Below are 23,820 nucleotides of genomic sequence, written 5' to 3'. Positions count from 1 at the left end.
CGGACCGACAAACGCGTCGCCCCTCACCCCTCACCCCGGCCCCGGGAACGCAAAGACCCCCCGTGCACCCGCCAGAGCCCTCCTACCCTTGCTGCCTTCCGGCCCTGGGGGGGTTCAGAGAGATGACGCCACACGAGGGGCTGACCCCCACAGTACCGGATCCCGGCCCCGACGATCCACAGGCCACCCCATCCCTCCGCCTGCGGGACAGGTGGTCGCGACCACCCCGAAACATGTACTAAGCTCTCCCACGGAGGATTCGCCTAGAGGCCTAGGGCGCACGCTTGGAAAGCGTGTTGGGGGCAACCCCTCACGAGTTCGAATCTCGTATCCTCCGCCTCCGCCCGCCAGGGCAGACGAGGGCCCCGACCGCTCAGCGGTCGGGGCCCTCGTCGTTATGTGGTTGCAGTTCTGGTCTCGGTTGCGATTCGCGACGCCGCCGATCGCTCGCCTGCACAAGCAGCCTGGGATTCACTCGGGCTCCGGACTGAGCCAACCAGTGGCGGCCGAGCCAGCGGTATGCCCTTCGAAGGGCAACACGCTCGAACTTGCCACAGAACACGAGTAGCCCGAGACCGACCTCACCCGCGCGTAGGGGATTGCTGCCCGTGCCCCGGCTGAGGCCGGTCACCTTTGTCTCGTGCCCGCAGGCTCGGCCAGGACCTATCGACCCTCTCCGGGCGATCACCCACCGCTCCCAGTCCAATTCCGCCTCCGACAGCGCGGCCTGGATCCGGTCCGCTTCCTCCCGCAGACTCTCCATCCGCTGCCGGGCGGCCAACTCCCGCTCCTCCAGCAGCCCCACCACCGACGGCACCCGAGCACCTCGATCGAGACGACACGACGCGTCAACTCTCCTGCACGACACCGGAACCCCTGCCCGACCAGCAGAAACTCGGCGATCAAGTGCGGTAAGACAACGGCTTATCAATCACCGCCCATCCAGACCGTCGCGATCCCGACCAACGCCTGCGCCCTGTGGTACTCGTCGGCGATGCTCCCGGCGACCCGCTCGGCCCCGTCGGGGTCGGTGGCGGCCAACAGCTTCGCGATCCCCGCCAACGCCTGCGCCCTCCGGGACCCGTCGGCGATGCTCCCGGCGACCCGCTCGGCCTCGCCACTCAGCCGCTCGGCCCGGTCCGGGTCGGTACCCGCCAACGACTCCGCGATCGCCGCCAACGTCCACGCCTTGTGGTACTCGTCGGTGATGCTCCCGGCGACCCGCTCCGCCCGGTCGGGATCGACGCCCGCCAACGCCCTCGCGACCGCCGCCAACGCCTCCCGCCTCCGGGGCCCGTCGGCGATGCTTCCGGCGACCCACTCGGCCCGGTCGGGATCGACGCCCGCCAACGCCCTCGTGATCGCCGTCAACGCCTCCGCCCTGTACGACTCGCTGCTGACGCGCCCCGCCACGCGCTCGGCCTCGCCGCTCAGCCGCTCGACCCGGTCCGGGTCGGTGCCGGCCAGCGCCCTCACGATCGCCGCCAATGCCTGCGCCTTCCGGGAGTCGTCGGTGATGCTCCTGGCGACCCACTCGGCCCGGTCGGGGTCGGTCCACGCCAGCGCCCTCGCGACCCCTGCCAGCGCCTGCGCCTTCATCGACTCGGCGGTGATGCTCCTGGCGACCCGCTCGGCCCGGTCGGGGTCGGTCCCCGCCAGCGCCCCGGCGATCGCCGCCAACGCCTGCGCCTTCTTGGCGTTGGCGATGATGCCGGCGGCGACGCGCTCAGCCCGGTCCGGGTCGACGCCCGCCAACGCCCTCGCGATCCCCGTCAACGCCTGCGCCTTCCGGGACCCGTCGCCGATATTCCCGGCGACCCGCTCGGCCTCGCCACTCAGCCGCTGGGCCCGATCCGGGTCGGTACCCGCCAACGACGCCGCAATCCCCGCCAACGCCTCCGTCTTCCGGGAGTCGTCGGCGATGCTCCCGGCGACCCGTTCGGCCTGGTCGGGGTCGGTACCCGCCCACGCCTTCGCGATGCCCGCCAATGCCCGCGCCCTGGAGGACTCGTCGGTGATGCTCCCGGCGACACGCTCGGCGGTGGCCAACACCACAGCAGCGCCCTGGTGATGACGAACGGCACCGAGCCGGTCTGGAGGGAGCGCGGGGGCTGCTGCCGAGCGGTCCGGTGCCGGCAGCGAACACGAGTGGCGTCCCAGTGCCGCACGTGCTGTCTGGGCCACCACCGGCAGGCCGTTGGCGGCAGCCCTCTCCAGTGCGATCCGGGCGGCCTGCACCCGACCGGGGCCGCCGAGTGTCAGCCAGTCGGCCAACTCTTCGACGGCTGCCGCGCGTGGCCGCGGGTATCGACTGTCCAGTCCGGCGTGCAGTCCCTCGAGAAGCTTCGCCAGGTCCACCGCAGGCGGTGCTCCGAGTGTCGTGTCCGCAGTTGCGCCGAACCGGCGGTTGCGGGCCAGCCCGAGCAGGTCCGCTGTCGCGGTGCCTCGCTGTTGCGGCTCGGGCAGGCCCTCCGAACGGAGTCTGGCGTGCAGGTGCCGGTAGATGTCGCCGAGGCTGAGCAGTGGCCCGGCGGCTGGAGTCCCGGTACGCAACAGGTGCAGCAGGCGCTCGGTGAACGCGGTGTGCCGCTCCCCGGGCAGGATCAGCGCCGTACGGTTGGCCGGGGCTGAGGTCAGCGTGTAAGTGCCGGCGACTTCGAGCTGACCGAGGACCGCGTCGTCGGCCAGCGTGTCGCCGATGGCTCGCCCGCTGAAACAGCTGTCCAGGATCACCACCCGGCTGGCGGCCCGGCTCCCCAGGCAGGCGTCCCGCACCGCGTCGAACGGCAGCGCGGTGAACGCCAGCCGGCCGGGTCGAGTGCCGGCCAGACTCAGGTACAGGTCCCGCCGTCGCGGACCGAGCAGCCCATGTCCGCTGTAGTAGAACAGCAGCAGGTCCTCGGCCTCCTCGGCGGCCTGCACCAGCAGATCGCCCACCTGCTCGACACTGGCCGTCGACGGCGCCACCGCACAGTGCTTCGGGTCGAAGCCGCCCAACTCGGCATCGGTGAGCACCGCGGCCAGGTCGGTGACGTTGTTGGCAACCACCGGCACGTCCGGCAGCCCGGGATCGGTGTAGGCCGGGGTACCGACCAGGACGATCCGGGACCGCTGCGGGTCCACGGCCCGAGCGCTCACTCCGTCTCGCCGAGCACCTGACGCAGCAGTGCCTCGACGTCGTCGACCCGCTTGGCATCGACCTCCACCTGACGCCCGTCGGCTACCGAGACCACGATCCGCACATCGGAGCGGCGCGGCTGGGCCAGGAACGCCTGCAACGACGCAGCCAGCACGCTGACCGCCCCGCCGGCCCCGAGCGCGACCACCAGGACATCAGCCACCGCCCCCAGCTCCCCCGGTCCGGGCACCGCATCCGCCGGCGTCACCAGACCACGAAGCCCAGGCTCCTGGCCCAGCCAGTCCGACAGCTCGGCCAGCCCCTCGACCGAGTCATCGCCCTCCACAGCCAACCGCAGATCCACGAGCGCCCCCATAAACACGTTCCCTCATGCCGGGCCCCACCATATGGCCTCCGGCCGCACTGCCACCTGCCCGGCCCCGCGACCCGGAACCGGCGGCCATCGCAGAGACAGAGCGCGAAATGGTCCAGCCAGGTTCAGCGATCCTCCCCGTGGCTGAGGTCGCCCTGGTTGCAGTTCTGGTTGCATTCACCCTCGTCCAACGCCGTTCAGAGCCCAGCCGGTGGATCGCTCCGCCGCAGGCCAGGACGCCTACAACCGCCGCCGAACGCCCGGACGAACAGTTGGAAAGCGTGTTGGGGGCAACCCCTCACGAGTTCGAATCTCGTATCCTCCGCCGGCAGAAGGCCCGGACCGCTCAGCGGTCCGGGCCTTCGTCGTCTCGCGGTTGCCGTTCCGGTTGCGGTCGGAGGCGCCTCCCGCACCCGCCTGGCGGAGGCCAGCGGTTGGGCGGCGCTCGGTCCCGAGAGGGGCGACGGGTGGGCGCGACGGGTGGGCGCGACGGGTGGGCTGGCTGTCGCGGGGCCGTGGGCCGTGAAAGCCAGGGGCGGTGTGATCGTCTGATGATGATTCCGTGACCGTGATCCCGTCCCACGGGTGGTCCCGGACCGATAGCGTCTGCTCCGGACGCGAGGGGTGGGGACGGCCGCGCCCGGCGTCGAGGGGAGCGTGGGCATGCAGCCGCTGGCAGCGGACGATCCGCGGCGGGTGGGCGAGTACCGGCTGCTGCGGCAGCTCGGGGCGGGCGGGATGGGCCGGGTCTACCTCGGCCGGACGTCGGGCGGGCGGACCGTCGCCGTCAAAGTGGTCCGTCACGACCTCGCCGGGGACCCCGAGTTCCGGGCCCGGTTCCGCCAGGAGGTGGCGGCCGCCCGACGGGTCGGCGGCACGTGGACGGCACCCGTCCTGGACGCGGACACCGAGGGCGACCGCCCCTGGGTGGCCACCGGCTACGTCGCCGGCCCCGCGCTCAACGCCGCCGTACGGGAGTTCGGGCCGCTGCCCGAGCCGGCCGTGCGAACCCTCGGAGTCGGTCTCGCCGAGGCGCTCACCCATGTGCACCGCCTCGGCCTGGTGCACCGGGACGTCAAGCCGTCGAACGTGCTGCTCAGCCTGGACGGCCCCCGGCTGATCGACTTCGGCATCGCCCGCGCGCTGGACGCCACCACCGTGCTCACCCAGTCCGGCCAGGTGTTCGGCTCGCCGGGCTTCATGTCGCCGGAGCAGGTCAACGCGCTGCCCGCCGGGCCGGCCGGCGACGTCTTCTCACTCGGCGCGGTACTCGCGTACGCGACGACCGGCAGGCTGCCGTTCGGCTCCGGGGTGAGCGCGCCCGTCCTGCTCTACCGGGTGCTGCACGAGGAACCCGACCTCTCCGGACTGCCCGGCCCGCTGCACTCGATCGTCCGTGACTGCCTGTCCAAGGACCCGTCCGGCCGCCCGACGCCCGAACGGCTCCGGGAACGGCTGGACGGCGACGGCACGGCCGCCGCCCGGCTGGGGCAGGGCCACTGGCTGCCGCCGGCCCTGGCGGCGGCGGTCGGGCGCAGCGCCGTGCAGCTGCTGGACCTGGAGGGGGAGCGGGAGGCCCGGGAGGGGACGGCCGCGGAGGAGAGGACCGCCGCCCCCGGTGCGGAGCCGGTGGTCGCGGCACCGGATCCCACCGGGCGCTCGGTGGTCGCCGAGGTGGCGAGGGCGCAAACGGGCGAGGCCGCGAAGGTCGTACCGGGCGGCGGTGTGTACGCGGTTCCCGGTACGGCTGGGGTGCCCGGTACGGCTGGTGCAGCCGGGGCCGGGATGCCGGCCCCGCCGGGTTTCGGCCCACCGCCCGTAGGGCTCGTCCCGCCCGTCGAGCCCTGGACGCCGGCCCCGGCCCCGGCACCGGTCCCGGTGCCACCGGCACCGCTCACGGCGCCGACGGCGGTGCCGGGCTACGGGCCGCACCCGCCGCGGCCAGGCGGCCGACGGAGGTACGGCGCGCTGACGGCCGTGCTGGTCGGCGCACTGCTGCTGGGCGGCGGGTACCTGATGGTCGAACAACTACGGAAGACCGACGGGGACACCGGCGCATCGAACGCCGGGCGGACCGCCCCGACCGGGGGTGGGGCGGCACCCACCGCCCCGGTTTCGAAGAGCCCGGATCCGAAGGGCCCGGAACCGACCGGCGCTGCCTCCGCTCCGGCCGACGACAGCCCCTCGCCCGGCGCACCCCCCTCGGACTCGGGGCCGGGCGTCGTCCCCGCGAAGTTCCTCGGGACGTGGGTCGGCGAACGCACGGCCGCCGGCGGGGAGGTCACCACCGTCGTCCTCACCGTCGTCCAGTCGGCGGAGAGCGAGGAGAAGAGCAGGATCCGCACCGAGAGGCCGCAGTCCGGCACCTGGTGCGAGGGCGCGTGGACGCTCTCCCAGGCCAACGAGAACCGGATCACCTACGCGCACCGGGTGACCGGCTCCTCCCCCGGTACGAAGTGCCTCGCCGACGAGGACCACGGGGTGGTCTATCCCGCGATCACGATGCTGCCGGACAACACCCTCCGGTACAGCATGGACCTGATCAAGCCGGACCAGTTCATGGTGCTGCGGAAGAAGGGCTGAGGCCGGCAGCGGCCTCGGCCGGTACCCGGGCGGCCCGCCCGGGTACCGCCCGCGGGTCTGCGCGGGCTACTGGAGGATGTTGATCGCGCGGGCGATCACCAGGGCTCCGACCATCAGTGAGACGGCGGCCTGGGCCATCATCAGCGCCTTGGCCCACCTCCGGATCGCGGAGACGTCGGTCGGGCTGAAGGCCGTGGCCGTCCAGAAGGACAGCGAGAGGTAGTCCGCGAAGATCGGCACCCAGTCGGGCGGTGCGTGGCGCGGGTGCTGCATCTCCGGGAAGACGAACGCGGGGTCGGCGAACGGACGGTACGCCCGTGCGGCCGCCCCGCCCCGGTCCAGGTCCCAGTACCAGAGCGCGAAGGCGATGACATTGGTCGCCCAGACCACGCCGCCGGTCGCCAGCAGGCCGGTGGCGTTGTCGGCGTAGATCTTGTTGCCGGTCAGGATGTCGGCCACCAGCCGCCCGGCGGCGAACAGGTTCGCCAGCGTCACGAACGCGATCACCAGGTCGGTGACCACGCGCAGCCACCGCCGGCGGCGGTCGATGCGGCCGGGATCACCGACGACCAGCACGGCGAGCAGGACGAACAGGACCACCGGCAGCACCCACGGGGGACTCTCCCGATAGGTCTCGGGAAGCAGGACGTGCAGCAGGGCGGCGATCAGCACCGCGGAGACGACCGGCCACCACCGCTCTCCGGCCCGGGCGGGGGCCGTGCCGGGCGATGGGTGCTCGGGCGGCGGCCCCGAGGAGTCCGGTGTGGGCATGACCCATTCTGATCCGGCGCCGCGACCCGCGCGGGGAGCGAGCGCGTCGGGGTGTCGGTGCCGCTTCGGGGCGGGCCCGGGCGGGCGGCCCGGGCGGGCGGCCCGGGCGGGCCCCGGGTGTCCGATTCGTTCAAGACCGGGTGCGCGGGGGTGTCTAGCGTGGCAGGCATGAACAGCACATCTGCACCGCAGTTCGCCTTCGTCGGCCTGGCCGTTTCGGACATGGCCGCCTCGGTCGCCTTCTACCGGAGGTTGGGGGTGGAGTTTCCGGCAGGGGTCGAGGGGGAGCCGCACGTCGAGGGCACGTTGCCGGGCGGGCCGTTGCTGGTGCTCGACGCCGAGGCCACCATCCGGTCGTTCCATCCCGCGTGGCAGCCTCCGAGCGGCGGTACGCGCTCCGCGCTGGCGTTCCGCTGCGCGAGTCCCGCGCAGGTGGACGCGGTGTACGAGGAGTTGACCGGCGCTGGGTACCACGGGGAGCTGAAGCCCTGGGACGCCTTCTGGGGGCAGCGGTACGCCGTGGTGCACGATCCGGACGGCAACGGGGTGGACCTGCTCGCGCCGCTGTAGGGGGAGGCTAGGGGAGCAGTAGCGCGGTGACCGGCATGCCCGTCAACTCCCGTACGTCGCGGGCCAGGTGGGCCTGGTCCGCGTAGCCGGCGCGGGCGGCCGTTTCGGCCAGTGGGACGCCGTCCCGGGCGAGGGCCAGGGCGCGTTGCATGCGCAGGATCCGGGCGAGGGTCTTGGGGCCGTAGCCGAAGGCGGTCAGGGAGCGGCGGTGGAGTTGGCGCGCGCCGAGGCCGACCGTCCCGGCCGTCGCGGCGACGGACCGCCCTGCGGCCAGCGAGGCGGCCACCGCGCGGATCAGCGGGTCCTCGGGCGGTGCCTCGGCCGCCAGGCGCAGGGCCAGGGCTTCCAGTGCGGCGGCCGGGTCGGGGGCCGCGTCGACGCGTTCGGTGAGGTGCCGGACCTCGGCGGCGGGCCGCAGGTCGGCCAACTCGACGCGGCGGTCGCGGAGTTCGTGGGCGGGGACGCCGAGCAGGGCGGGGGCGGCACCGGGGCGGAAGCGCACGCCGACCCATGGGCCGCGCAGTCCGGGGCCGGGGCGGAAGGCGTGGGTGTCCGGTCCGGCGACCAGCAGCCGGCCTTCCGTCCACAGCAGGTCCATGCAGCCGTCGGGCAGGACGGCCCCGGCCACGGCATCGCCCGTGCGTCCGGCATCCGTACGGCCGGGGGCCCGCTTCGTCCACACGACCGCGCCGGGCAGTCGGGACGCGCGCTCCAGGTACGGGGAGGACGGGTCCATGACGTGAGGCTACGCGTCCCGGGAGGCGAGCGCGCGGGCGTCGATGGCCCCGGCCGCGCGGGGCGGTCGGGGCCATCGGCCCGGAGGGGGTCAGCCGGCCCGCTCGGCCGTGGGCTCCGTCGGGGCCCCGGCCGTCCCGTCGGCGGTCTTCCGGCCGTCGCGCATCAGCACCAGGGTGAGCGCCGCGGCCGCGACGACCGCGATGCCGCCCACCGTGAAGGTGGTGGAGGTGGCCGTGTTGAACGCCTCCCGGGCGGCCGCGACCAGTCCGCCGTCCCCGGTGGAGCCGCCCAGCGCGAGCGCGCCGGTGATGTCGTGGCGGGCGGCGGCGGGGGCGGCGTCGGGCATCGCACCGGTGTAGGTGCTGGAGAGCACGGTGCCGAGGATGGCCACGCCGAGCGCCGCGCCGGACTGCTGGATGGTGTCGTTGAGCGCGGAGCCGACGCCGGCGTGCTCGCTCGGGATGGCGCCCATGAGCGCGTTGGCGGCGGCCGGCATGCCGAGGCCGGAGCCGACGCCGAGCACCAGCATGGCCAGGGCGACCTTGGTGAAGCCGTCGCCGACCGAGAGGGTGGCCAGCAGCCAGAAGCCGCCCGCGATGATCAGCATGCCGATCGAGGTGAGCACCCGCGCCGGGACCTTCTTGCCGAGCACCGCGCCGAGCGCGTTGAACACCAGCGAGGCGATGGCCAGCGGGATGAAGGCGAGGCCGGTGTCGGTGGGCGAGAACTCCAGCACGAACTGGAGGTACTGGGTGAGGACCAGCATCAGCCCGCCGGTGGCGAAGGTCAGCAGGACGAGCGAGAAGCTGGCGCCGGTGAAGACCCGGTTGCGGAACAGGTTGAGCGGGACCATCGGCGAGTCGGTGCGGACCTGCCGGACGGCGAAGCCGGTCAGCGAGGCCACCGCGAGCAGGAGCGCGCCGAGGGTGCTCGCGCTGGTGAAGCCGTCCCGGGGCAGCACGATGATCGACCAGACCAGCGCCGTCATGCCGACCATCGACAGCACCATGCCCGGCAGGTCGGGTCGGCGCCACGGCCCCTTGGACTCCGGCATCAGCAGCACCGCGGCGATGATGGCGACCGCCGCGATCGGCACGTTGAGCAGGAAGACCGCGCCCCACCAGAAGTGCGCGATCAGCGCGCCGCCCAGCACCGGACCGCCGACCAGGCCGATCATGGCCACGGCGGTCCAGGCGGCGATCGCCTTCGGGCGTTCCTCGTCGTCGAAGACGGTGATCAGGATGGAGAGCGTGCTCGGCATGACCAGCGCGCCGCCGACGCCCATCAGGACGCGCCCGGCGATCAGCTCACCGGAGCTGCCGGCGTAGGCCGCGACCAGTGAGGCCGCGCCGAACAGCGCGAGTCCGACGATCATCACCTTCCGCCGTCCGAAGCGGTCGGAGAGGCTGCCCGAGGTGAGCAGCAGGCCGGCGAAGACCAGGATGTACGAGTCGATGATCCACTGGATGTCCTGCGCCCCGGCCTTGAGGTCCTCCGCGATCGGCGGGATGGAGACCGTGAGCACCATGTTGTCGATCACCAGCACCAGGCTGCTGAGACAGAGCACGACCAGAATGAGCCAGCGCTGCGGATGACGTTGCACGGCGTTTTCCCCCTTTGAACTTCTCGCGTCGAACCCGGGTTTGAACTTCTCGCTGCGAACCCGGGCTCGGGCTTGGGCTTCGGGCTTCGGAATGAGCGCGCGAGCCGTGGCCGTGGCCGGCCGGAGCCGCGCGGAAGTCGTCGCGGGCACACCGCCCTCCGTCCCCAGGGGTACGGTGTGCGCCGCTCCGAACACTGTACGGACACCGCACACTGTTCGCAATGCCGTACGCCGTTCGATCTCCGCACACCGTTCGCTGGGCCGTACACTGTTCGCAGCGACCTGTGGCAAGCTGCGCCGCACCGGACCGGGTCCGGCGATCGACGACTGGCGAGGAGGGCCCGATGGCGGCCAAATCAGAGGACGGCACGACCCCGGGCATCCCCCTGCCGTGGAACCGCCCCCAACGACGGCGGGAGCAGCCCTCCCTCAGCCGCGAGCAGATCGTCGCCGAGGCCTTCGCACTGCTGGACTCCGACGGCATCGACGCGCTGAGCATGCGCAAGCTCGCCGCCCGGCTGAACGCCGGCGCGACCTCGCTCTACACCCACGTCGCCAACAAGGAGGAACTGCTCGCCCTGGTCGTCGACCAGGTCTTCGGTACCCTCCCCCAGCCGGAGGCCGAGGGCTCCGAGGACCCGAAGGTCTGGCGCGCGAAGGTCATGGAGTGCGCCGAGAGCATGCGCGCGACCATCATTCGCTACCCGTGGATGGTCTCGGTGATCGGCGACGTCGGGATGATCTACCTCGGCCCCAACTGGATGCGCATCTCCGAGTCCCTGCTGGCCGTCCTGGACACGGCCGGCTTCGAGATGGGCGACGCGAACGACGCGATGAGCGCCGTGATGGGCTACACCATCGGAACCGCCTGCGTGGAGGCCTCCTGGGTGAGCTCGCTGGCCCGCAGCGGCCACGACGAGCAGGAGTGGATCAACCGGCTCCTGCCCACCGTCATCGAGGCCACCAAGGAGTTCCCGCGACTGCACCGGCTGTACACCACCGAGGTTCCGGGCGAGGTCGAGGCGGGCCGGGACAGCAGCTTCGCCCGGGGCGTCAACGTCATCCTGGACGGGATCGAGGCGGCCCGCACCGCCCGCCACGGGGCCTGAGGGCGCCGGCCCTGGGGCGCCGGCCCGGGGCCGCCCGTGACCGCTCCCCGGAGACGCTCAACTCCCGCTGAGGGCCTGCACCTCCGCGTACCCCGGCACCCGACCGACCGGCTCGCCCGCCGCGACGGCCGCCGCCGTGGCCACCGCCGCCGCCAGTGCCGCGCGGTACAGCAGCGAGCCCAGGCTGACCCGGGCCACCCCGAGCGCGGCCAGCTCGGCGAGGCCCGGGCCGGCCGGCGTCCAGAGGATGTTCAGCGGGACGGAGAGCGCGCCGACCAGCCGGCCGATGGCCGCCGGATCGGCCGGCCCGGGGACGAACACGCCGTCCGCGCCCGCCTGCTGGTAGGCGTCCAGGCGCCGGAGCGCCCCCGCCTCGGGGGCGTCCTGCCCGCACCAGTAGGTGTCGGTGCGGGCGTTGACGAACAGCTCCGGCACGGCCGCCTTCACCGCCGCGATCTTGGCGGCATGGCGGTCGACGGGGGTCAGCGAACCGTCCGCCCGACCGTCCTCCAGGTTGATGCCGACCGCTCCGGCCTTCGCCAACTCCACGGCCAGTTCGGCGACTTCGTCCGGATCGTCGCTGAAGCCGGACTCCGCGTCGACACTGAGCAGGAAGCCGACCCGCCCGAGCCGGCGCGCCAACCGTACGGTCTCCGCGCGGGTGGCGGCGGCACCGTCGGGCAGGCCGGCGACGGCCGCCACGCCCAGGCTGGTGGTGCCGATCGCGGGGTGCCCCTGGGCGGCGAGGGCGACGGCCGAGGCGTGGTCCCAGGCGTTGGGGAGCAGCAGCGGACGGCCGGGGCGGTGGTGCAGGGCGGCGAAGGGGGTCATCGGGTCGGCTCCGTCGGGTCGTTGGTGAGGTTTCCGGCCGCGTCCGCCGGGGTGTCGGTCGCACCCTCCGGGGTGTCGGTCGCACCCTCCGAGTGGTCGGTCGCACCCGCGGGGCTGCCGAGCGCGCCGACCGAGTCCGCGTAGTAGTACCCGGCCCCGGAGACGTGCCGGACGATCTGCCGGAAGCTCCAGCCCGTCCCCGGCGAGTCGTCCAACCACTCGTCCGGCAGTGCGGTGATCCGCCGGGACCAGATCCCGGCCAGCCGGGTCAGCCGGCTGCGGGCCTCGTCCAGGTCGGCGGTGGTGAACGGGGCCAGGTCGGCCGGGGTGGTGACACCGGAGGCGTGCCAGCGGTCGGGCTCGGTCGGCTCACCGACCACCCGGGCCTCCAACTCGGCGAGGTGGTCGACGAGATGGTCGGAGATACGGCGAACAGCCTTGTGCGGCGTGTAGGTTCGGCCGTCGGCGTTGAGGATCGGGCGACCGCCCCAGGCCGTCCAGCCGGCCGCCAGGACGAGCACGCGCTCGACCATCTCCGGTACCAGGGAGGCGAGTTCGACCTTCCCCCGATCCGGCGCGGGCGGCATGTCCGGCGCCCCGGTGTCCGCCGGATCGGAGGCGCCGTACAGGATGCCCTCGGCGATGACCAGGGCCTGCGAGCGGCCCGGGCAGCTCCGGGGCGGTGCGCCGAAGGTGAGCGCGACGCCCTCCGGCGCCCCGGACTGGGCCGCCGCGATGTCGAGCAGGACCAGCGTCCCGGCCGGTACCGCGACCCGGCCGACCTCGGTCGCCCGGGCGGCGAGCCGACGCATCGTCCGGACCGGCGGGTCCGCACGCAGCACGCCGGCCAGACCGTCCTCGTGCCGGCGGGCGCCCTCGACCAGCGCGGCGGTGGCGTCGCAGGCCTGGACGAGCAGGCCGATCCGGTTCGCGGCCGTCTCCTCGTCCCGGTCCCCCGCCGCCTCGTCCCGGTCCGCCATCAGGGACAGCAGCCGGGCCACCGCCGCGTCCGCCGCCGGGTCGGCGGCCACCGGGTCGGCGGCCACCGGGTCGGCCTGCGCATCTGCGAAGTACGCCCGGGACACCGTCGCGACGTCCCGCGCCACGGCCTCCGGGTCGGCCAGGCCGAGTTCCGCCGCGAGCACCCGGACCACCCGCAGCCGGACGTCGGACTCGAAGCCGGCGGCCGCGGCCACCCGCAGCCGGTCCGGGTCCAGCCGCTCCAGGTCCGCCAGCACCAGCGCCCGGCGCCGGGCGTGCGGCTCGCCGGAACTGAACCGGGCGACGGCGGACCGCAGCCAGGCCACCGTGCCGGGGGCGGCGCCGGGCGCTCCGGGCACGGCCGGCCCGGCGGGCGGCGGGACCAGCGCCGGGTCGGCCAGCGCCGCCGTCACGTCCTCGTAGCGGGAGAAGGTCATCGTCGCGGGGCCGGAGACCACCGTGGTTTCGCTCATGCCGTCATCGTGGCCCCGGGTCGTTTCGGCCCCGGCCGAACCGTGCGGGGGTGACGATGACGGCATGTCCCCGGCTCCGCTCCCCCACGCGGCCCCGCCGCCGCGACCGCCCCGTCCTCCGTGCGCCGCTCCGCCCCGGTACGCGACTCGGCGCCCGCCCGCACCCTCGTGCCCCGACCATGGAGGCATGACGCTCGCCGCCTTCGCCGCCCTGCTCGCCGACCCCACCCGCGCCGCCATCTGCACGGCGCTGCTCGACGGTCGCGCCTGGACCGCGGGTGAGCTGGCCCGCCTCGCGCGCGTGGCGCCGTCCACGGCCAGCGAGCACCTGTCCCGGCTGATCGCGGGCGGGCTGCTGGCCGAGGAACGACAGGGCCGGCACCGGTACGTCCGGCTGGCCACGCCCGCGGTGGCCACGCTGATCGAGGACCTCACCGTCTTCGCCGAGTCCGGCACCGGCCCCGGCACCGGCCCCGCGACCGCGCCGCGCAACCTGACCGAGGCCACCCGGCTGAGTGCCGAGGCCCGGGCCCGTACCTGCTACGACCACCTGGCCGGACGCCTCGGCGTGGCCGTGTCGGACGCGCTGTTCGCCCGCGGCCTGGTCACCGAGGAGGGCGGGCTGGCCGTCACCGGGCACGGCCAGGACTGGCTGGCCGCGCAGGCGATCGAGCTGCCGCCGCGCGCGGGCCGCCGGGGCGGACGCCCGGTCGTGCGCGGTTGCCTGGACTGGACGGAACGCCGCACCCACCTGGGCGGGGCACTCGGCGCGGCACTCTGCCGGGCCGCCCTGGACCGTGCCTGGGTGGAGCGGATCGGCTCCGGCCGGGCCCTTCGGGTCACCCCGGACGGCGGCCGGGCGCTGCGCGAGCTCCTCGGCGTGGAGCTGCCCTGACGGCCGTCCCCGGCGCCGCTCGAACGGCCGCTCGATGTGCCGGGCGAACCGCCGCTCGATGCGCCGCTCGAACCGCCGCTCGGTTGCCGGGCGAGCCGCCGCTCAGCCCATCGACTTCGCCCCGTCCAGCGACTCCCGGATGATGTCCGCGTGCCCGGCGTGCTGCGCGGTCTCGGCGATCAGGTGCAGCAGCACCCGCCGGGCCGACCAGGCCGTGCCCGGCGGGAACCAGGGTGCGGGCGGCAGCTCGTGGGCGAGGTCGAGGTCGGGCAGGGTCCGGACCAGCTCGTCCGTCCCGCGCGCCGTCCGCTCGTACTCGGCGAGCAGCCCGGCCAGGGTGTCGCCCTCCGCCATCCGGAACTGGGCCGCCCAGGCGTCCGGGTCGGCGGCGCCCCCGTCCCCGCGCCGCATCGCCTCCGCGCCGCCGGTCATGAACCGCGCCCAGCGCGCCTCGACCGCCGCCACGTGCTTGACCAGGCCGCCGAGGCACAGCTCGCTGACCGTGGTGCGCTCGGCCGCCTGCGCGTCGGTGAGGTCCCGTACGGTGCGCCGCAGCAGTTCGCGGTGCTTGTCCAGCGTTTCGACGAGTTCCTCGCGCTCACCCATCGGCCACCCCTGCCGCTCGTCGTCCCGTCGGACGCATCAGATGTCCACCGTCTCCGGCTGCTCCCCTACCCGCCGACCGATGTCGATCAACCCGAAGGCCGCCCCCTGCGGGTCGCCGACCGCCGCGAACCGGCCGAACGGGCTGTCCATCGGCCCGAAGTACACCTTGCCGCCGCGGGCCGTCAGCCGGCCGATCGCGGCGTCGGTGTCGTCCACCGCGAAGTAGACGCTGATGTACGAGGGCGCCTCGGGCGGCAGGAAGTCCCCTTCCGCGCCCATTCGGCCGAGCACCGGCCGGTCGTCGACCTGGAACATCCGGTAGTCGAAGTCCCCGCCCGCCATCTTCTTCACGCCGAACGGGAAGACCGCCGGGAAGAAGGCGTCCGCCTTCGCGGGCTCGCGGGTCACCAGCTCGGCCCAGGTGTAGGCGCCGGGCTCGCCCTGCTTCTCGAAGCCCTCGTGCCGGCCGGCCTGCCAGACGCCGAACACCACTCCGGCCGGGTCCTTGGCGATCACCATCGTGCCGAAGTCGCCGACCTGCATCGGCCCCATGACCACCTCGCCGCCGTTGGCGCGGATCCGCGTCGCGGTGGCACCGGCGTCGGGCGAGGCCAGGTAGAGGCACCAGGCGGACTGGGCCTCCGCGCCCGGCATCGGCGGCACGATCGCGGCGACCGCCTTGCCGTCCGAGTAGGCCTGGGTGTAGTTCCCGAACTCCGACGAGCTCTCGCCGAAGGTCCAGCCCAACACGTCGCCGTAGAAGGCCTTCGCGCCCTCCAGGTCGGTGAACATCGCGTCGGCCCAACAGGGTGTGCCCTCAGGTAGCGCAGCCATCTCTCTGCCCTCGTGTGTGGCGAAAGTGCGCGCGCCGGAGGGCGCGCGCCGGCCCCCGGTTCGCCAGCCTAGCCACGATGCGGCGCACCCGCGCGGTCTGGACCCGCGCGGGTGCGGCCCGTCGACGTCACCCGCCCGCCGACGTCAGCAACCCTCCGACGTCAGCCGCCCTCCGACGTCAGCCGCCCGCCGACAGGCGCAGCGAGGCCGTCCCCAGGCCGGTCGGGCCGAGCGGCACCGAGGGCGGCGGGACCGTCGGAACAGACGGGACCGACGGGACCGGCGCGGTGGCGGACGCCGGAGCCTCGGCGGCCGCCGCCGTGGCCGCCCGACGGGCCTGCGAGGCCTCCACCAGGTCCCGCTCGGCGCCGAAGTGCCGGTCCAGGTCGGCCGTGGCGTACCGGAGGCAGCCCCCGTGCCAGTTCAGGATGCCCGCGAGCCAGTTCTCCAGCTCCCCCACGTACCCGTCGAGCATCTCCCTGGCCGCCTGCTCCAGCCCGAAGTCCTCGTACATGACCGGGAGTTCCTTCTGCACCACGTGCTGGAACTGGCCCAGCCGCGAGTGCATCAGGTCGTCGACGATCCGGACCGCCGACTCGTAGTCGCAGCCGAAGAAGTTCTGCACCACCAGGACGGCGTTGTGCAGCTCGCCCTCGTACTCGATCTCCTTCTGGTACGAGAAGAGGTCGTTCATCATGCACGCGTAGTCCATCGCGGAGTTCTCCAGCGCGCGCATCGACCCGTGGTCGTACACCTCCGGCGGCACGGTCTGCCCGTGGCCGAGGCGGGAGAGGCTCGCGGTGAGCTCGGAGCCGAAGGTGGAGCGGCGCATCTCCAGGTAGTCCACCGGGTCCGGGATCCGGTTCTGGATCTGGTTGCTCAGCTCCCAGATCCAGCTGTCCAGCATCGCCTCGACCGCCACCCGGAACCGGCCCCTGGCCTCGACGGTCATCGGGCCGGCGGTGCGCTCCCAGATGTCGGCGAGGCCACGCTCCAGCGCGTTGACGGGCTCCGGCACGGGGGCGCCGTCCACCGGCATGAACAGGGACAGCCGCGCGTTGGCGGCCTTGGCGCCGCCCAGGTCGCGGGTGCGTCCGAAGGCCCGGGGGTAGTAGTCGTCGGCCCAGGTGCCCCAGGCCAACCAGGCCGAGGAGATGTCGAGTTGGTCGGCGGTGGCGTCCGGGTGGAGGCCGGCCGCGCAGAGCGGGAGGTCGTAGTCGCGCATCGACTCGGCGTCCCAGATGCCGGATCCGGGAACGCCCGGCTCAGCCGCCAGCAGTCCCATCCGCTCGGCCCACGCGATCACGCGCTCCCGGGCACCGTCCAGGTGCGGGCTCAGCCGGAGCTCGTACGGAAGCTTGAACTCCGGCAGCAGGGACGGCCCGACGGCCTGGTACGGCACGTGGCCGTGCGACCGCGCCCGCCGCGCGGCCGGGCCCGCCGCGCCCTTGGCCGCCGGCGTCGAGCCCCCCTCCGTCACGGCCGCCGTGGCCGCCGAAACCCCGGCGGCCGTGCTGCGCAGGATGTCCAGCGCCGAGGTCCCGATGCCGCCGATCGCGTACTGGTCCCACCAGTTGCCGCCCCCGGGCCCTCCCGGCAGGCCCGGCAGGCCCACCGGCCCGCCGCCCGAGCCGGGAGCGACCTCGCCTCCGGAGCCGCCCGAACCCGCGGCCGCCCCACCGCCGTTCATGTACCGGCCGGACCGCAGGTGCCACTCGTGCCCGCCGGACTGCCAGTCCTGCAGGCCCTTGACGTACGCCGTGACCCGGGCGCGCCCCACCGGGTCCAGCCCGGTCTCCGCGAACAGCACCGGCAGTTCGGTGAACACGGTGTTCTCGAACTGCTGGAGCCGCGAGGTGAGCAGGTCGTTGACCGCGTCCGCGGCCTCCTGGGTGGAGCACTCCAGGAACCGCTCCAGCACCAGGACGCCGTTGCTCAGCTCGCCCTCGTCCTCCACCTCCCGCTGGTACGAGAAGATGTCGTTGCGCAGGTGCACCCCGTCGGAGAAGGCGTCCATCAGCACCCGCAGCGCCCGCGAACCCGACACCTCCTTCGGCACCTCGGCGCCGGCCGCGTACTCGACCAGCTGCGCGGACCAGGGCGCGCCGCCGACCTTGCGGCGCATCTCGATGTACTCGACCGGATTGGCCACCCGGCCCTCGTTGATGTTGGCGAGCTCCCACAGCGACTCGTTGAGCAGGTTCCGGGTGCTCTCGGCGAACCGGATCCGCCAGTCCTCGCCCATCGCCGGCACGGTGCGCCGCCACAGGTCGGCCAGGCCCGCCTCGACCGGGTTCTCCGGCTCGGGCAGCTCGGTGGCCGGGTCGGCCGGCATGAACAGCGGCAGCCGGTCGAGGTGGGCCTTGCCCGCACCGCGGTCGTTGGTGCGCTTGAACATGTCGAGGAAGTGGTCGTCGAAGAAGAAGACCCACACGTACCAGTCGGTGACCAGCGACAGCGCCTCGGCGGAGGCGTCGGGGTGGGTGTACGCGCAGAGCAGGCCGTAGTCGTGGGCTTCCAGGTCGGCCTGATCCCAGATTCCGGAACCCTCCAGCATCCCCATCTCCCGGGCCCAGTCGGTGGAGTGGGCCCGTGCCTCGTCCAGATGGGGGTTGAGGCGTGCCGGGTGCGGCACGTAGAAGGACGGCAGTTCGAACGGCTGGGTCACGGCGGGCGAGCCTTTCTGGACGCGTCGATTGGACCAAGAATGACCCGTCGTCAGCTCGCCGCACCGGCACAACAGAAACAGTCATATGAAATGACTCGTTCCCCCCGTTCGAAGCCACCCGCCCAGCCGAGCGCCCTCCCCCACCACGCACGCCCCCACACCCGCCCCGCGCACTCCTCCCCGTGCACGCCGCCTCCACCGGGCGGCGGGGCGGGCCCGGCGGCCCCACCGGGCCGGGCGGCCCCGGCTCAGGCCGCGAGGGCGAGGACGAGGGAGGCGGCGGTGGGCGCCATGTAGACGAGGGGGAACGGGACGTGGGCGTAGGCGCGGGCGCGGAGGACGGTGATCACGGCGCCGAGGAAGTAGAGGATCACGCCGACCGCGGCCGCGTAGCCGACGGCCGGGACGGCGAGGCCGGCCAGCAGGCCGAGGGCGCCGGCCGCCTTGGCGACGCCGAGCCAGGTCCACCAGGCGCGCGGGACGCCGTAGTCGGCGAGCGGCTTCACGACGTACTCGGCGCCGGCGAAGACGGAGTAGGCCGAGAAGCCGACCATGAGGGCGGCGAGGACGGTGACGACGGTGTGGGCGACGGACATTGGAGCGCTCCCATTCGACGGCTGTTCGGTTCGACACTCCCCTGACCCGGGGCATCCGCCGGATGTGACAGGCGCGGGCAAATAATTGTCCGCGACACCCCGTCGCCACCCCCGGCAACCGCTCCGCCAACGAACAATGCAGCTCTGACAAGGCCTTGAACAGAGACGACTTCCCCGGCTACGGGCGTGTTGATCCTCTACGCCAACGCCGCGTCCACCAGACTGGGCGCCGACCAGACGTCAACTCCGAGGAGGGCAAGCCCGTGAACGTCACCGTTCGGCTCGCACAACAGCCCGAGGCCGACGAACTGCTCGGACGGAGTGCGCTCGCCGCGCTCGTCGGCATGCTGCTGGACCAGCAGGTCCCGATGGAGTGGGCGTTCACCGGCCCGCTGACCATCGCGCAGCGCCTCGGCCACGACGACCTGGACGCCCACGAGATCGCCACCTACAACCCGGAGGAGTTCGTCGCGCTCCTCTCCGCGAAGCCCGCGGTGCACCGCTACCCGGCCGCGATGGCCAAACGGGTGCAGCAGCTCTGCCAGTTCCTCGTCGCGCAGTACGACGGCGACGCCGCGGCGCTGTGGAAGAACGTCCGCACCGGCAAGGAGCTGCTCAGCCGGCTCAACGCCCTGCCCGGCTTCGGCAAGCAGAAGTCGCAGATCTTCCTGGCCCTGCTCGGCAAGCAGTACGGGGTGCGGCCGGAGGGCTGGCGCGAGGCGGCCGGGGCGTACGGCGAGGAGGGGGCGCACCGCTCGGTCGCGGACATCACCGGCCCCGAATCCCTCACCCTGGTACGTGAGTTCAAGCAGGAGATGAAGCGCGTCGCGAAGGAGGCCAAGGCCGCCGCCAAGCCGCGCACCACCACCCGTACGACCGCCGCCCCCGCCCCGACCGGTGCGCGCTGACCGACGGCCCGGCCGCCCGTGCCAACGGTCGACCCACCCGGCCGACCGCGTCGGGGCCGGGCCCTCCCGGAGCGCGACGCGGGCCCCGGCCGCGCCGCGCGACCGGGGCCCGCGAACGGGAGCGCTCCGTCAGATCAGGACGGGCTCCCGCTCCTCGGCGGTGGAGCCGGCCACGGCCCCGGCCGCCTTGCGCCGCCGCGGCAGCGCGAACATCAGCAGGAAGACGGCGAGCAGCACCCCGGCGACCCACCACATCGCGTTCACGAAGGCCCCGCCGAACGCCGCCCCGACCGCCTGCGGCGCGACCACGTCGTCCATCGCCCCGAAGAAGGCCACCGACACCAGGCCGAGCCCGAGCGCGTTGCCCACCTGCTGCACGGTGTTGATCAGCCCGGACGCCGAACCGGCGTGCTCGCGCGGCACCTCCGCCAGCACCGCGTCGGTGATCGGCGCGACGATCAGACCCATCCCGAGACCCATCACCACCAGCGGCAGCACCATCTGCCAGGTCGTGATCGCCGTCCCGTACCGGTCCGCCTCCCAGATGTAGACGAGCACGCCCGCCGCCATCACCAGCGCGCCGGTCTGCAGGACCTTCCGGCCGAACCGCGGCACCAGCTTCTGCACCGACAGTCCGGCCGCCGTGGAGACCGCGATCGAGAACGGGATGCCGGTCGCACCGGCCTTGAGCGGGCTCCAGCCCAGGCCCACCTGCATGTAGAGGGTCCAGACCAGGAAGTAGATGCCGAGCGCCACGCCGAAGGCCAGCTGCACGCAGATGCCGGCCGCGAAGGACTTCACCCGGAACAGCGCCAGCTCCACCAGCGGCGAGCCGTCCCGCCGCGTCTTGACCTTCTCGTACACCACGAACAGCGCGAACACCGGCAGGCTCCCGGCCATCGACAGGTAGCCCCACAGCGGCCAGCCGGCCTCCCGGCCGTGCGTCAGCGGGTAGATCAGCATCAGCAGGCCGAGGCTGGCCAGCGCCACGCCCACCAGGTCCAGCTTCAGCGCCTGGTCGGCCTTCGACTCGTCGATGAAGCGGCGGCCGAGCAGCAGACCGGCGATGCCGACCGGCAGGTTGATCAGGAAGATCGGCCGCCAGGCCAGACCGAACAGGTCCCACTCGGTGAGCAGCGCACCGATCAGCGGGCCGGAGACCGCGCCCAGCCCGACCACCGCGCCGAACAGGCCGAACACCTTGCCGCGCTCCTCCGCCGGGAAGGTCGCGTGGATGATCGACAGCACCTGCGGCACCATCAGCGCCGCCGTCCCGCCCTGGAGCAGCCGGGTCGCGACCAGCATCTCCGGGCCGGAGGCCAGCCCGCACAGCGCCGAGGCCAGCGTGAAGCCGCCGATCCCGATCAGGAACACCCGCTTGCGGCCGTGGATGTCGCCCAGCCGACCGCCGGTGATCAGCCCGATCGCGAAGGCCAGCGCGTAGCCGCCGGTCACCCACTGGATGGCGCTGAAGGAGGCGCCGGTGTCCTGCTGGATGCTCGGGATGGCGATGTTGACGATGGTGACGTCCACCAGGTCCATGAAGGAGGCCACCATCACGATCGTCAGCGCGATCCACCTCCGCCGGTCCGCTGCCGCGGTGCTCATTGCGGTCTCCTCTTTTTTCTTCTGCACGTCCACGCCGCTCTTCTCCACGTCCGCGACAGTAACGGCCGTGTAGGTCAGAACCTGTCCCAGTTGGTCGGGCATGCTGGACGCCATGAGCGACACCCCGGCCCGGCTGCTGAGCCTCCTGTCCCTGCTCCAGACCCCGCGCGAGTGGCCCGGCAGCGAACTCGCCGAGCGGCTCGGCGTCAGCCCCCGCACCATCCGGCGCGACATCGACCGGCTGCGCGAGCTCGGCTACCCGGTGCGGGCCAGCATGGGCCCGGACGGCGGCTACCGGCTGGTCGCGGGCACGGCGATGCCCCCGCTGCTGCTGGACGACGAGGAGGCGGTGGCCATCGCGGTCGGGTTGCGCGCCGCGGCCGGGCACGCCGTGGTCGGCATCGAGGAGGCCTCGGTACGGGCGCTCGGCAAGCTGCTCCAGGTGCTGCCGGGCCGGCTGCGGCAGCGGGTCGGGACGCTCAACTCCGCCACCGTGCCGCTGCTCACCGGGGACGGCCCGACCGTCGACCCGGAGGACCTCACCGTGCTCGCCCGCGCCGTCACCGCCCGGGAGCGGCTGCGCTTCGGCTACCGGGCGTACGACGGGGCCGAGACCAGGCGGCAGGTCGAGCCCGAGCGGCTGGTCTCGGTCGGCCGCCGCTGGTACCTGGTGGGCTACGACCTGGACCGCGAGGACTGGCGGCTCTTCCGGGTCGACCGGCTGAGCGGCCCGGCCGCCACCGGCGTCCGCTTCACCCCGCGCCCGCTCCCCGCCGAGGACGCCGCCGCCTACGTGGCGGGCAAGCTGCACCGCCCGTCACCGAGCGGCACCGTGGTCGCCACCGTGCACGCCCCGGCCGAGCGGGTCCGCCGCAGTCTCCGGCCGGGCGACTCCGAGGTCGAGCCGATCGACGAGCACAGCTGCCGGCTCCGCTCCCGCACCGACTCCCTGGAGTGGACGGCGATGCGGCTGCTCTCGCTGGACTGCGCCTTCGAGGTGCACGAGCCGCCCGCGCTGCGCGAGCACCTGCGCGAACTGGCGGCCCGCGCCGAGCACGCGGCGGGGGCGCCGGACGGGGGCGGTCCGGACCCGGCCCAGGGCCGGTCCCAGGGCCGGTCCTAGACCTCGACCCGGTACCAGCCGTTGCCGGACCGGAACCACAGCACGCCGTCCCGGCCGTAGGCACGGCGGCGGTCGAGCTCGCCGGGCACGTCCGGCCTGCGCTTCCCGGTCTGCTTCCACTGCTTGCCGACCAGCAGGTGCCAGGTCAGCTCCCCGCCCCGGGACAGGAAGACGCCCTCCCGGGCGCGGACCGCGAAGCCGACCGGCAGCCGGACCGGGCACGGCACCGTGGACGAGGTCCCGTCGGCCGCCTCGATCCGGGTGAGGTAGCTGCCCGAGGAGCCCGGGTACCAGGCCAGCCAGGCGCACCGTCCCTCGGTCGCTCCGGCCAGGCCCTCCAGGGGGTACCCGGGCAGGTCCTTCGGGTGGTCCGGGCTCCACACCACCCGGCCGTGGGTGTCGGCGCCCCGGAGTCCCGCGCAGGACATCGGGTGGTCGCCGTAGATGCCCTCGTCCCCGTAGGCCATCCAGATCCGGCCGTCCCGGTCGGTCACCAGCACGGGCGTGTCGTCGCCGAGGAGGAGTTCCCGGCCGGGGGTCCCGTCGGGCCCGTACACGAAGCCGTTGGGCCGCCACTCCTCCCCGTCCTGCTCGGCGCGGGCCTCGACCAGCAGCAGCCGGCCGCCCGGCAGCAGCGCAAGGTGGTCCGGCGAGCGGTCGACCCCGGACAGCGGCACCCGCCACTCCCCGCGGGGGCCCGTCACGACCACCTCGGCCTCGTACGGGAACCGGACCTCCGGCCAGGACCCGGCCGGTGCCGTGCACTGCTCCGGCACCACCAGGACGGCCAGCTCCCCGTCCGGCCCCACCGTCCAGGTCACGGCCCGGCGGCCGGCCTTCCACTCCTCCTCGGGCAGCCGCCAGACCTCGACCGGACGATCGGATATCGCCAAGGGTCAGACCCCGTACTCGGCGGTCAGCAGCGCCCGGCCCAGGGTGTGGAAGGTGAGGTGGAAGCCCACCTGGGCGGGCGGGGTGTCGGCGGCGACGTCCAGCTTCTCGACGTCCAGCGCGTGCACCGCGAAGACGTAGCGGTGCGGGGCGCCGGGCGGCGGGGCGGCGCCGTCGTACTGGTTGCCCGGGAAGTCGTTGCGGCCGTGGAAGGAGGCCTCGCCGGGCAGGTCGGCGTCGGAGGAGCCGGCGCCGCGCGGCAGCCCGGTGGTGTCGGCGGGCAGGCCGAGGGCGAGCCAGTGCCACCAGCCGGAGCCGGTCGGCGCGTCCGGGTCGTAGCAGGTGACCGCGATGCTCCGGGTGCCCTCCGGCAGGCCCGACCAGGCCAGCTGCGGCGAGAGGTTGCCGCCGGCGTGGATGAACTCCCGGCCCAGCGTGGCGCCTTCGGTGATGTCCTGGCTGCTCAGCGGGAAGGACGGCACCTGCGGAAGGAACTCGTACGGCAGCGGCGCGCGCTTGCTCATGGGCTGGTCACCTCTCA

General features: G+C 73.7%; 20 protein-coding genes, 1 tRNA gene and 1 other RNA gene. 7 read left to right on the top strand and 15 right to left on the bottom strand.

Annotated features, from left to right (window positions below):
- Positions 1-51 precede the first annotated feature (51 nt).
- An RNA gene (ffs, locus tag ACGFSC_RS01500) (signal recognition particle sRNA small type) lies at positions 52-142 on the bottom strand.
- Between the two features lie 110 nt (positions 143-252).
- Between ffs and ACGFSC_RS01495 the strand changes: the two genes are divergently transcribed.
- A tRNA-Ser gene (locus ACGFSC_RS01495) sits at positions 253-337 on the top strand.
- A 590-nt stretch (positions 338-927) separates the two neighbouring features.
- On the opposite strand, the gene ACGFSC_RS01490 is transcribed toward ACGFSC_RS01495, so the two are convergent.
- The gene (locus ACGFSC_RS01490) at positions 928-3,138 is read right to left on the bottom strand and encodes a caspase family protein (RefSeq protein ID WP_392862115.1); all 2,211 of its coding nucleotides are present in this window, start codon (positions 3,136-3,138) and stop codon (positions 928-930) included.
- The gene (locus ACGFSC_RS01485) at positions 3,135-3,494 is read right to left on the bottom strand and encodes a hypothetical protein (RefSeq protein WP_359905645.1); all 360 of its coding nucleotides are present in this window, start codon (positions 3,492-3,494) and stop codon (positions 3,135-3,137) included. The genes ACGFSC_RS01490 and ACGFSC_RS01485 overlap by 4 nt, the downstream gene beginning before the upstream one ends.
- A gap of 660 nt (positions 3,495-4,154) precedes the next feature.
- Between ACGFSC_RS01485 and ACGFSC_RS01480 the strand changes: the two genes are divergently transcribed.
- A complete protein-coding gene (locus ACGFSC_RS01480; protein WP_359905642.1) occupies positions 4,155-6,074 on the top strand; it encodes a serine/threonine-protein kinase in 1,920 nt (639 codons plus the stop codon).
- A 66-nt stretch (positions 6,075-6,140) separates the two neighbouring features.
- On the opposite strand, the gene ACGFSC_RS01475 is transcribed toward ACGFSC_RS01480, so the two are convergent.
- Entirely contained in the window at positions 6,141-6,845 is a 705-nt protein-coding gene (locus ACGFSC_RS01475; RefSeq protein ID WP_359905639.1) for a hypothetical protein, read from the bottom strand.
- A 168-nt stretch (positions 6,846-7,013) separates the two neighbouring features.
- Here ACGFSC_RS01475 and ACGFSC_RS01470 point away from each other — a divergent pair, with 168 nt between their 5' ends.
- The gene (locus ACGFSC_RS01470) at positions 7,014-7,415 is read left to right on the top strand and encodes a VOC family protein (RefSeq protein WP_359905636.1); all 402 of its coding nucleotides are present in this window, start codon (positions 7,014-7,016) and stop codon (positions 7,413-7,415) included.
- Between the two features lie 7 nt (positions 7,416-7,422).
- Here ACGFSC_RS01470 and ACGFSC_RS01465 read toward each other — a convergent pair whose 3' ends face one another.
- Positions 7,423-8,151: a helix-turn-helix transcriptional regulator gene (locus ACGFSC_RS01465; protein ID WP_359905633.1), complete on the bottom strand. Its 729-nt coding sequence runs from the start codon at positions 8,149-8,151 to the stop codon at positions 7,423-7,425.
- Positions 8,152-8,241: 90 nt separating this feature from the next.
- Positions 8,242-9,756 carry an MFS transporter gene (locus ACGFSC_RS01460; RefSeq protein WP_359905631.1) on the bottom strand — a complete coding sequence of 505 codons (1,515 nt, stop codon included), beginning with the start codon at positions 9,754-9,756 and terminating at the stop codon, positions 8,242-8,244.
- Positions 9,757-10,100: 344 nt separating this feature from the next.
- Here ACGFSC_RS01460 and ACGFSC_RS01455 point away from each other — a divergent pair, with 344 nt between their 5' ends.
- Complete coding sequence (locus ACGFSC_RS01455; protein WP_359905628.1) at positions 10,101-10,865, top strand: TetR/AcrR family transcriptional regulator; 765 nt, start codon at positions 10,101-10,103, stop codon at positions 10,863-10,865.
- A 57-nt stretch (positions 10,866-10,922) separates the two neighbouring features.
- Here ACGFSC_RS01455 and ACGFSC_RS01450 read toward each other — a convergent pair whose 3' ends face one another.
- On the bottom strand, positions 10,923-11,696 hold the full coding sequence (locus tag ACGFSC_RS01450) for an isocitrate lyase/phosphoenolpyruvate mutase family protein (protein ID WP_359905625.1): 774 nt from the start codon (positions 11,694-11,696) through the stop codon (positions 10,923-10,925).
- On the bottom strand, positions 11,693-13,150 hold the full coding sequence (locus tag ACGFSC_RS01445) for a hypothetical protein (protein WP_359905622.1): 1,458 nt from the start codon (positions 13,148-13,150) through the stop codon (positions 11,693-11,695). The genes ACGFSC_RS01450 and ACGFSC_RS01445 overlap by 4 nt, the downstream gene beginning before the upstream one ends.
- Positions 13,151-13,337: 187 nt before the next feature.
- Between ACGFSC_RS01445 and ACGFSC_RS01440 the strand changes: the two genes are divergently transcribed.
- Positions 13,338-14,045, top strand: a complete 708-nt coding sequence (locus ACGFSC_RS01440; RefSeq protein ID WP_359905619.1) for a winged helix-turn-helix domain-containing protein — start codon at positions 13,338-13,340, stop codon at positions 14,043-14,045.
- 102 nt (positions 14,046-14,147) lie between these two features.
- Here the strand turns inward: ACGFSC_RS01440 and ACGFSC_RS01435 are convergent, their stop codons facing one another.
- The 4 genes from ACGFSC_RS01435 to ACGFSC_RS01420 form a co-directional block, all read right to left on the bottom strand.
- Positions 14,148-14,651 (bottom strand): DinB family protein, encoded by a 504-nt coding sequence (locus ACGFSC_RS01435; protein WP_359905616.1) that lies wholly within the window; start codon positions 14,649-14,651, stop codon positions 14,148-14,150.
- A gap of 36 nt (positions 14,652-14,687) precedes the next feature.
- Positions 14,688-15,485 carry a VOC family protein gene (locus tag ACGFSC_RS01430; protein ID WP_359905613.1) on the bottom strand — a complete coding sequence of 266 codons (798 nt, stop codon included), beginning with the start codon at positions 15,483-15,485 and terminating at the stop codon, positions 14,688-14,690.
- Between the two features lie 178 nt (positions 15,486-15,663).
- Positions 15,664-18,153, bottom strand: coding sequence for a terpene synthase family protein (locus ACGFSC_RS01425; protein ID WP_359905610.1), 2,490 nt, complete (start codon positions 18,151-18,153; stop codon positions 15,664-15,666).
- Positions 18,154-18,401: 248 nt separating this feature from the next.
- Entirely contained in the window at positions 18,402-18,749 is a 348-nt protein-coding gene (locus ACGFSC_RS01420; RefSeq protein WP_359905607.1) for a DoxX family protein, read from the bottom strand.
- Positions 18,750-19,012: 263 nt separating this feature from the next.
- On the opposite strand from ACGFSC_RS01420, the gene ACGFSC_RS01415 reads away from it, so the two are divergent.
- Complete coding sequence (locus ACGFSC_RS01415; protein ID WP_359905604.1) at positions 19,013-19,657, top strand: HhH-GPD-type base excision DNA repair protein; 645 nt, start codon at positions 19,013-19,015, stop codon at positions 19,655-19,657.
- Between the two features lie 129 nt (positions 19,658-19,786).
- Here ACGFSC_RS01415 and ACGFSC_RS01410 read toward each other — a convergent pair whose 3' ends face one another.
- On the bottom strand, positions 19,787-21,265 hold the full coding sequence (locus tag ACGFSC_RS01410; RefSeq protein ID WP_359905601.1) for an MFS transporter: 1,479 nt from the start codon (positions 21,263-21,265) through the stop codon (positions 19,787-19,789).
- Between the two features lie 112 nt (positions 21,266-21,377).
- Between ACGFSC_RS01410 and ACGFSC_RS01405 the strand changes: the two genes are divergently transcribed.
- Positions 21,378-22,388, top strand: coding sequence for a YafY family protein (locus tag ACGFSC_RS01405; RefSeq protein WP_359905598.1), 1,011 nt, complete (start codon positions 21,378-21,380; stop codon positions 22,386-22,388).
- Here ACGFSC_RS01405 and ACGFSC_RS01400 read toward each other — a convergent pair.
- Positions 22,385-23,281 carry a hypothetical protein gene (locus ACGFSC_RS01400; RefSeq protein ID WP_359905595.1) on the bottom strand — a complete coding sequence of 299 codons (897 nt, stop codon included), beginning with the start codon at positions 23,279-23,281 and terminating at the stop codon, positions 22,385-22,387. The two genes, ACGFSC_RS01405 and ACGFSC_RS01400, sit on opposite strands and share 4 nt — an antisense overlap.
- 3 nt (positions 23,282-23,284) lie before the next feature.
- The gene (locus ACGFSC_RS01395; RefSeq protein WP_359905592.1) at positions 23,285-23,803 is read right to left on the bottom strand and encodes a YbhB/YbcL family Raf kinase inhibitor-like protein; all 519 of its coding nucleotides are present in this window, start codon (positions 23,801-23,803) and stop codon (positions 23,285-23,287) included.
- Positions 23,804-23,820 lie beyond the last annotated feature (17 nt).

Source organism: Kitasatospora sp. NPDC048715 (assembly GCF_043198905.1).
In the GTDB taxonomy this organism is placed as follows: Bacteria; Actinomycetota; Actinomycetes; order Streptomycetales; family Streptomycetaceae; genus Kitasatospora; species Kitasatospora lactacystinica.
This window is presented reverse-complemented; position numbering and strand designations above follow the sequence as displayed.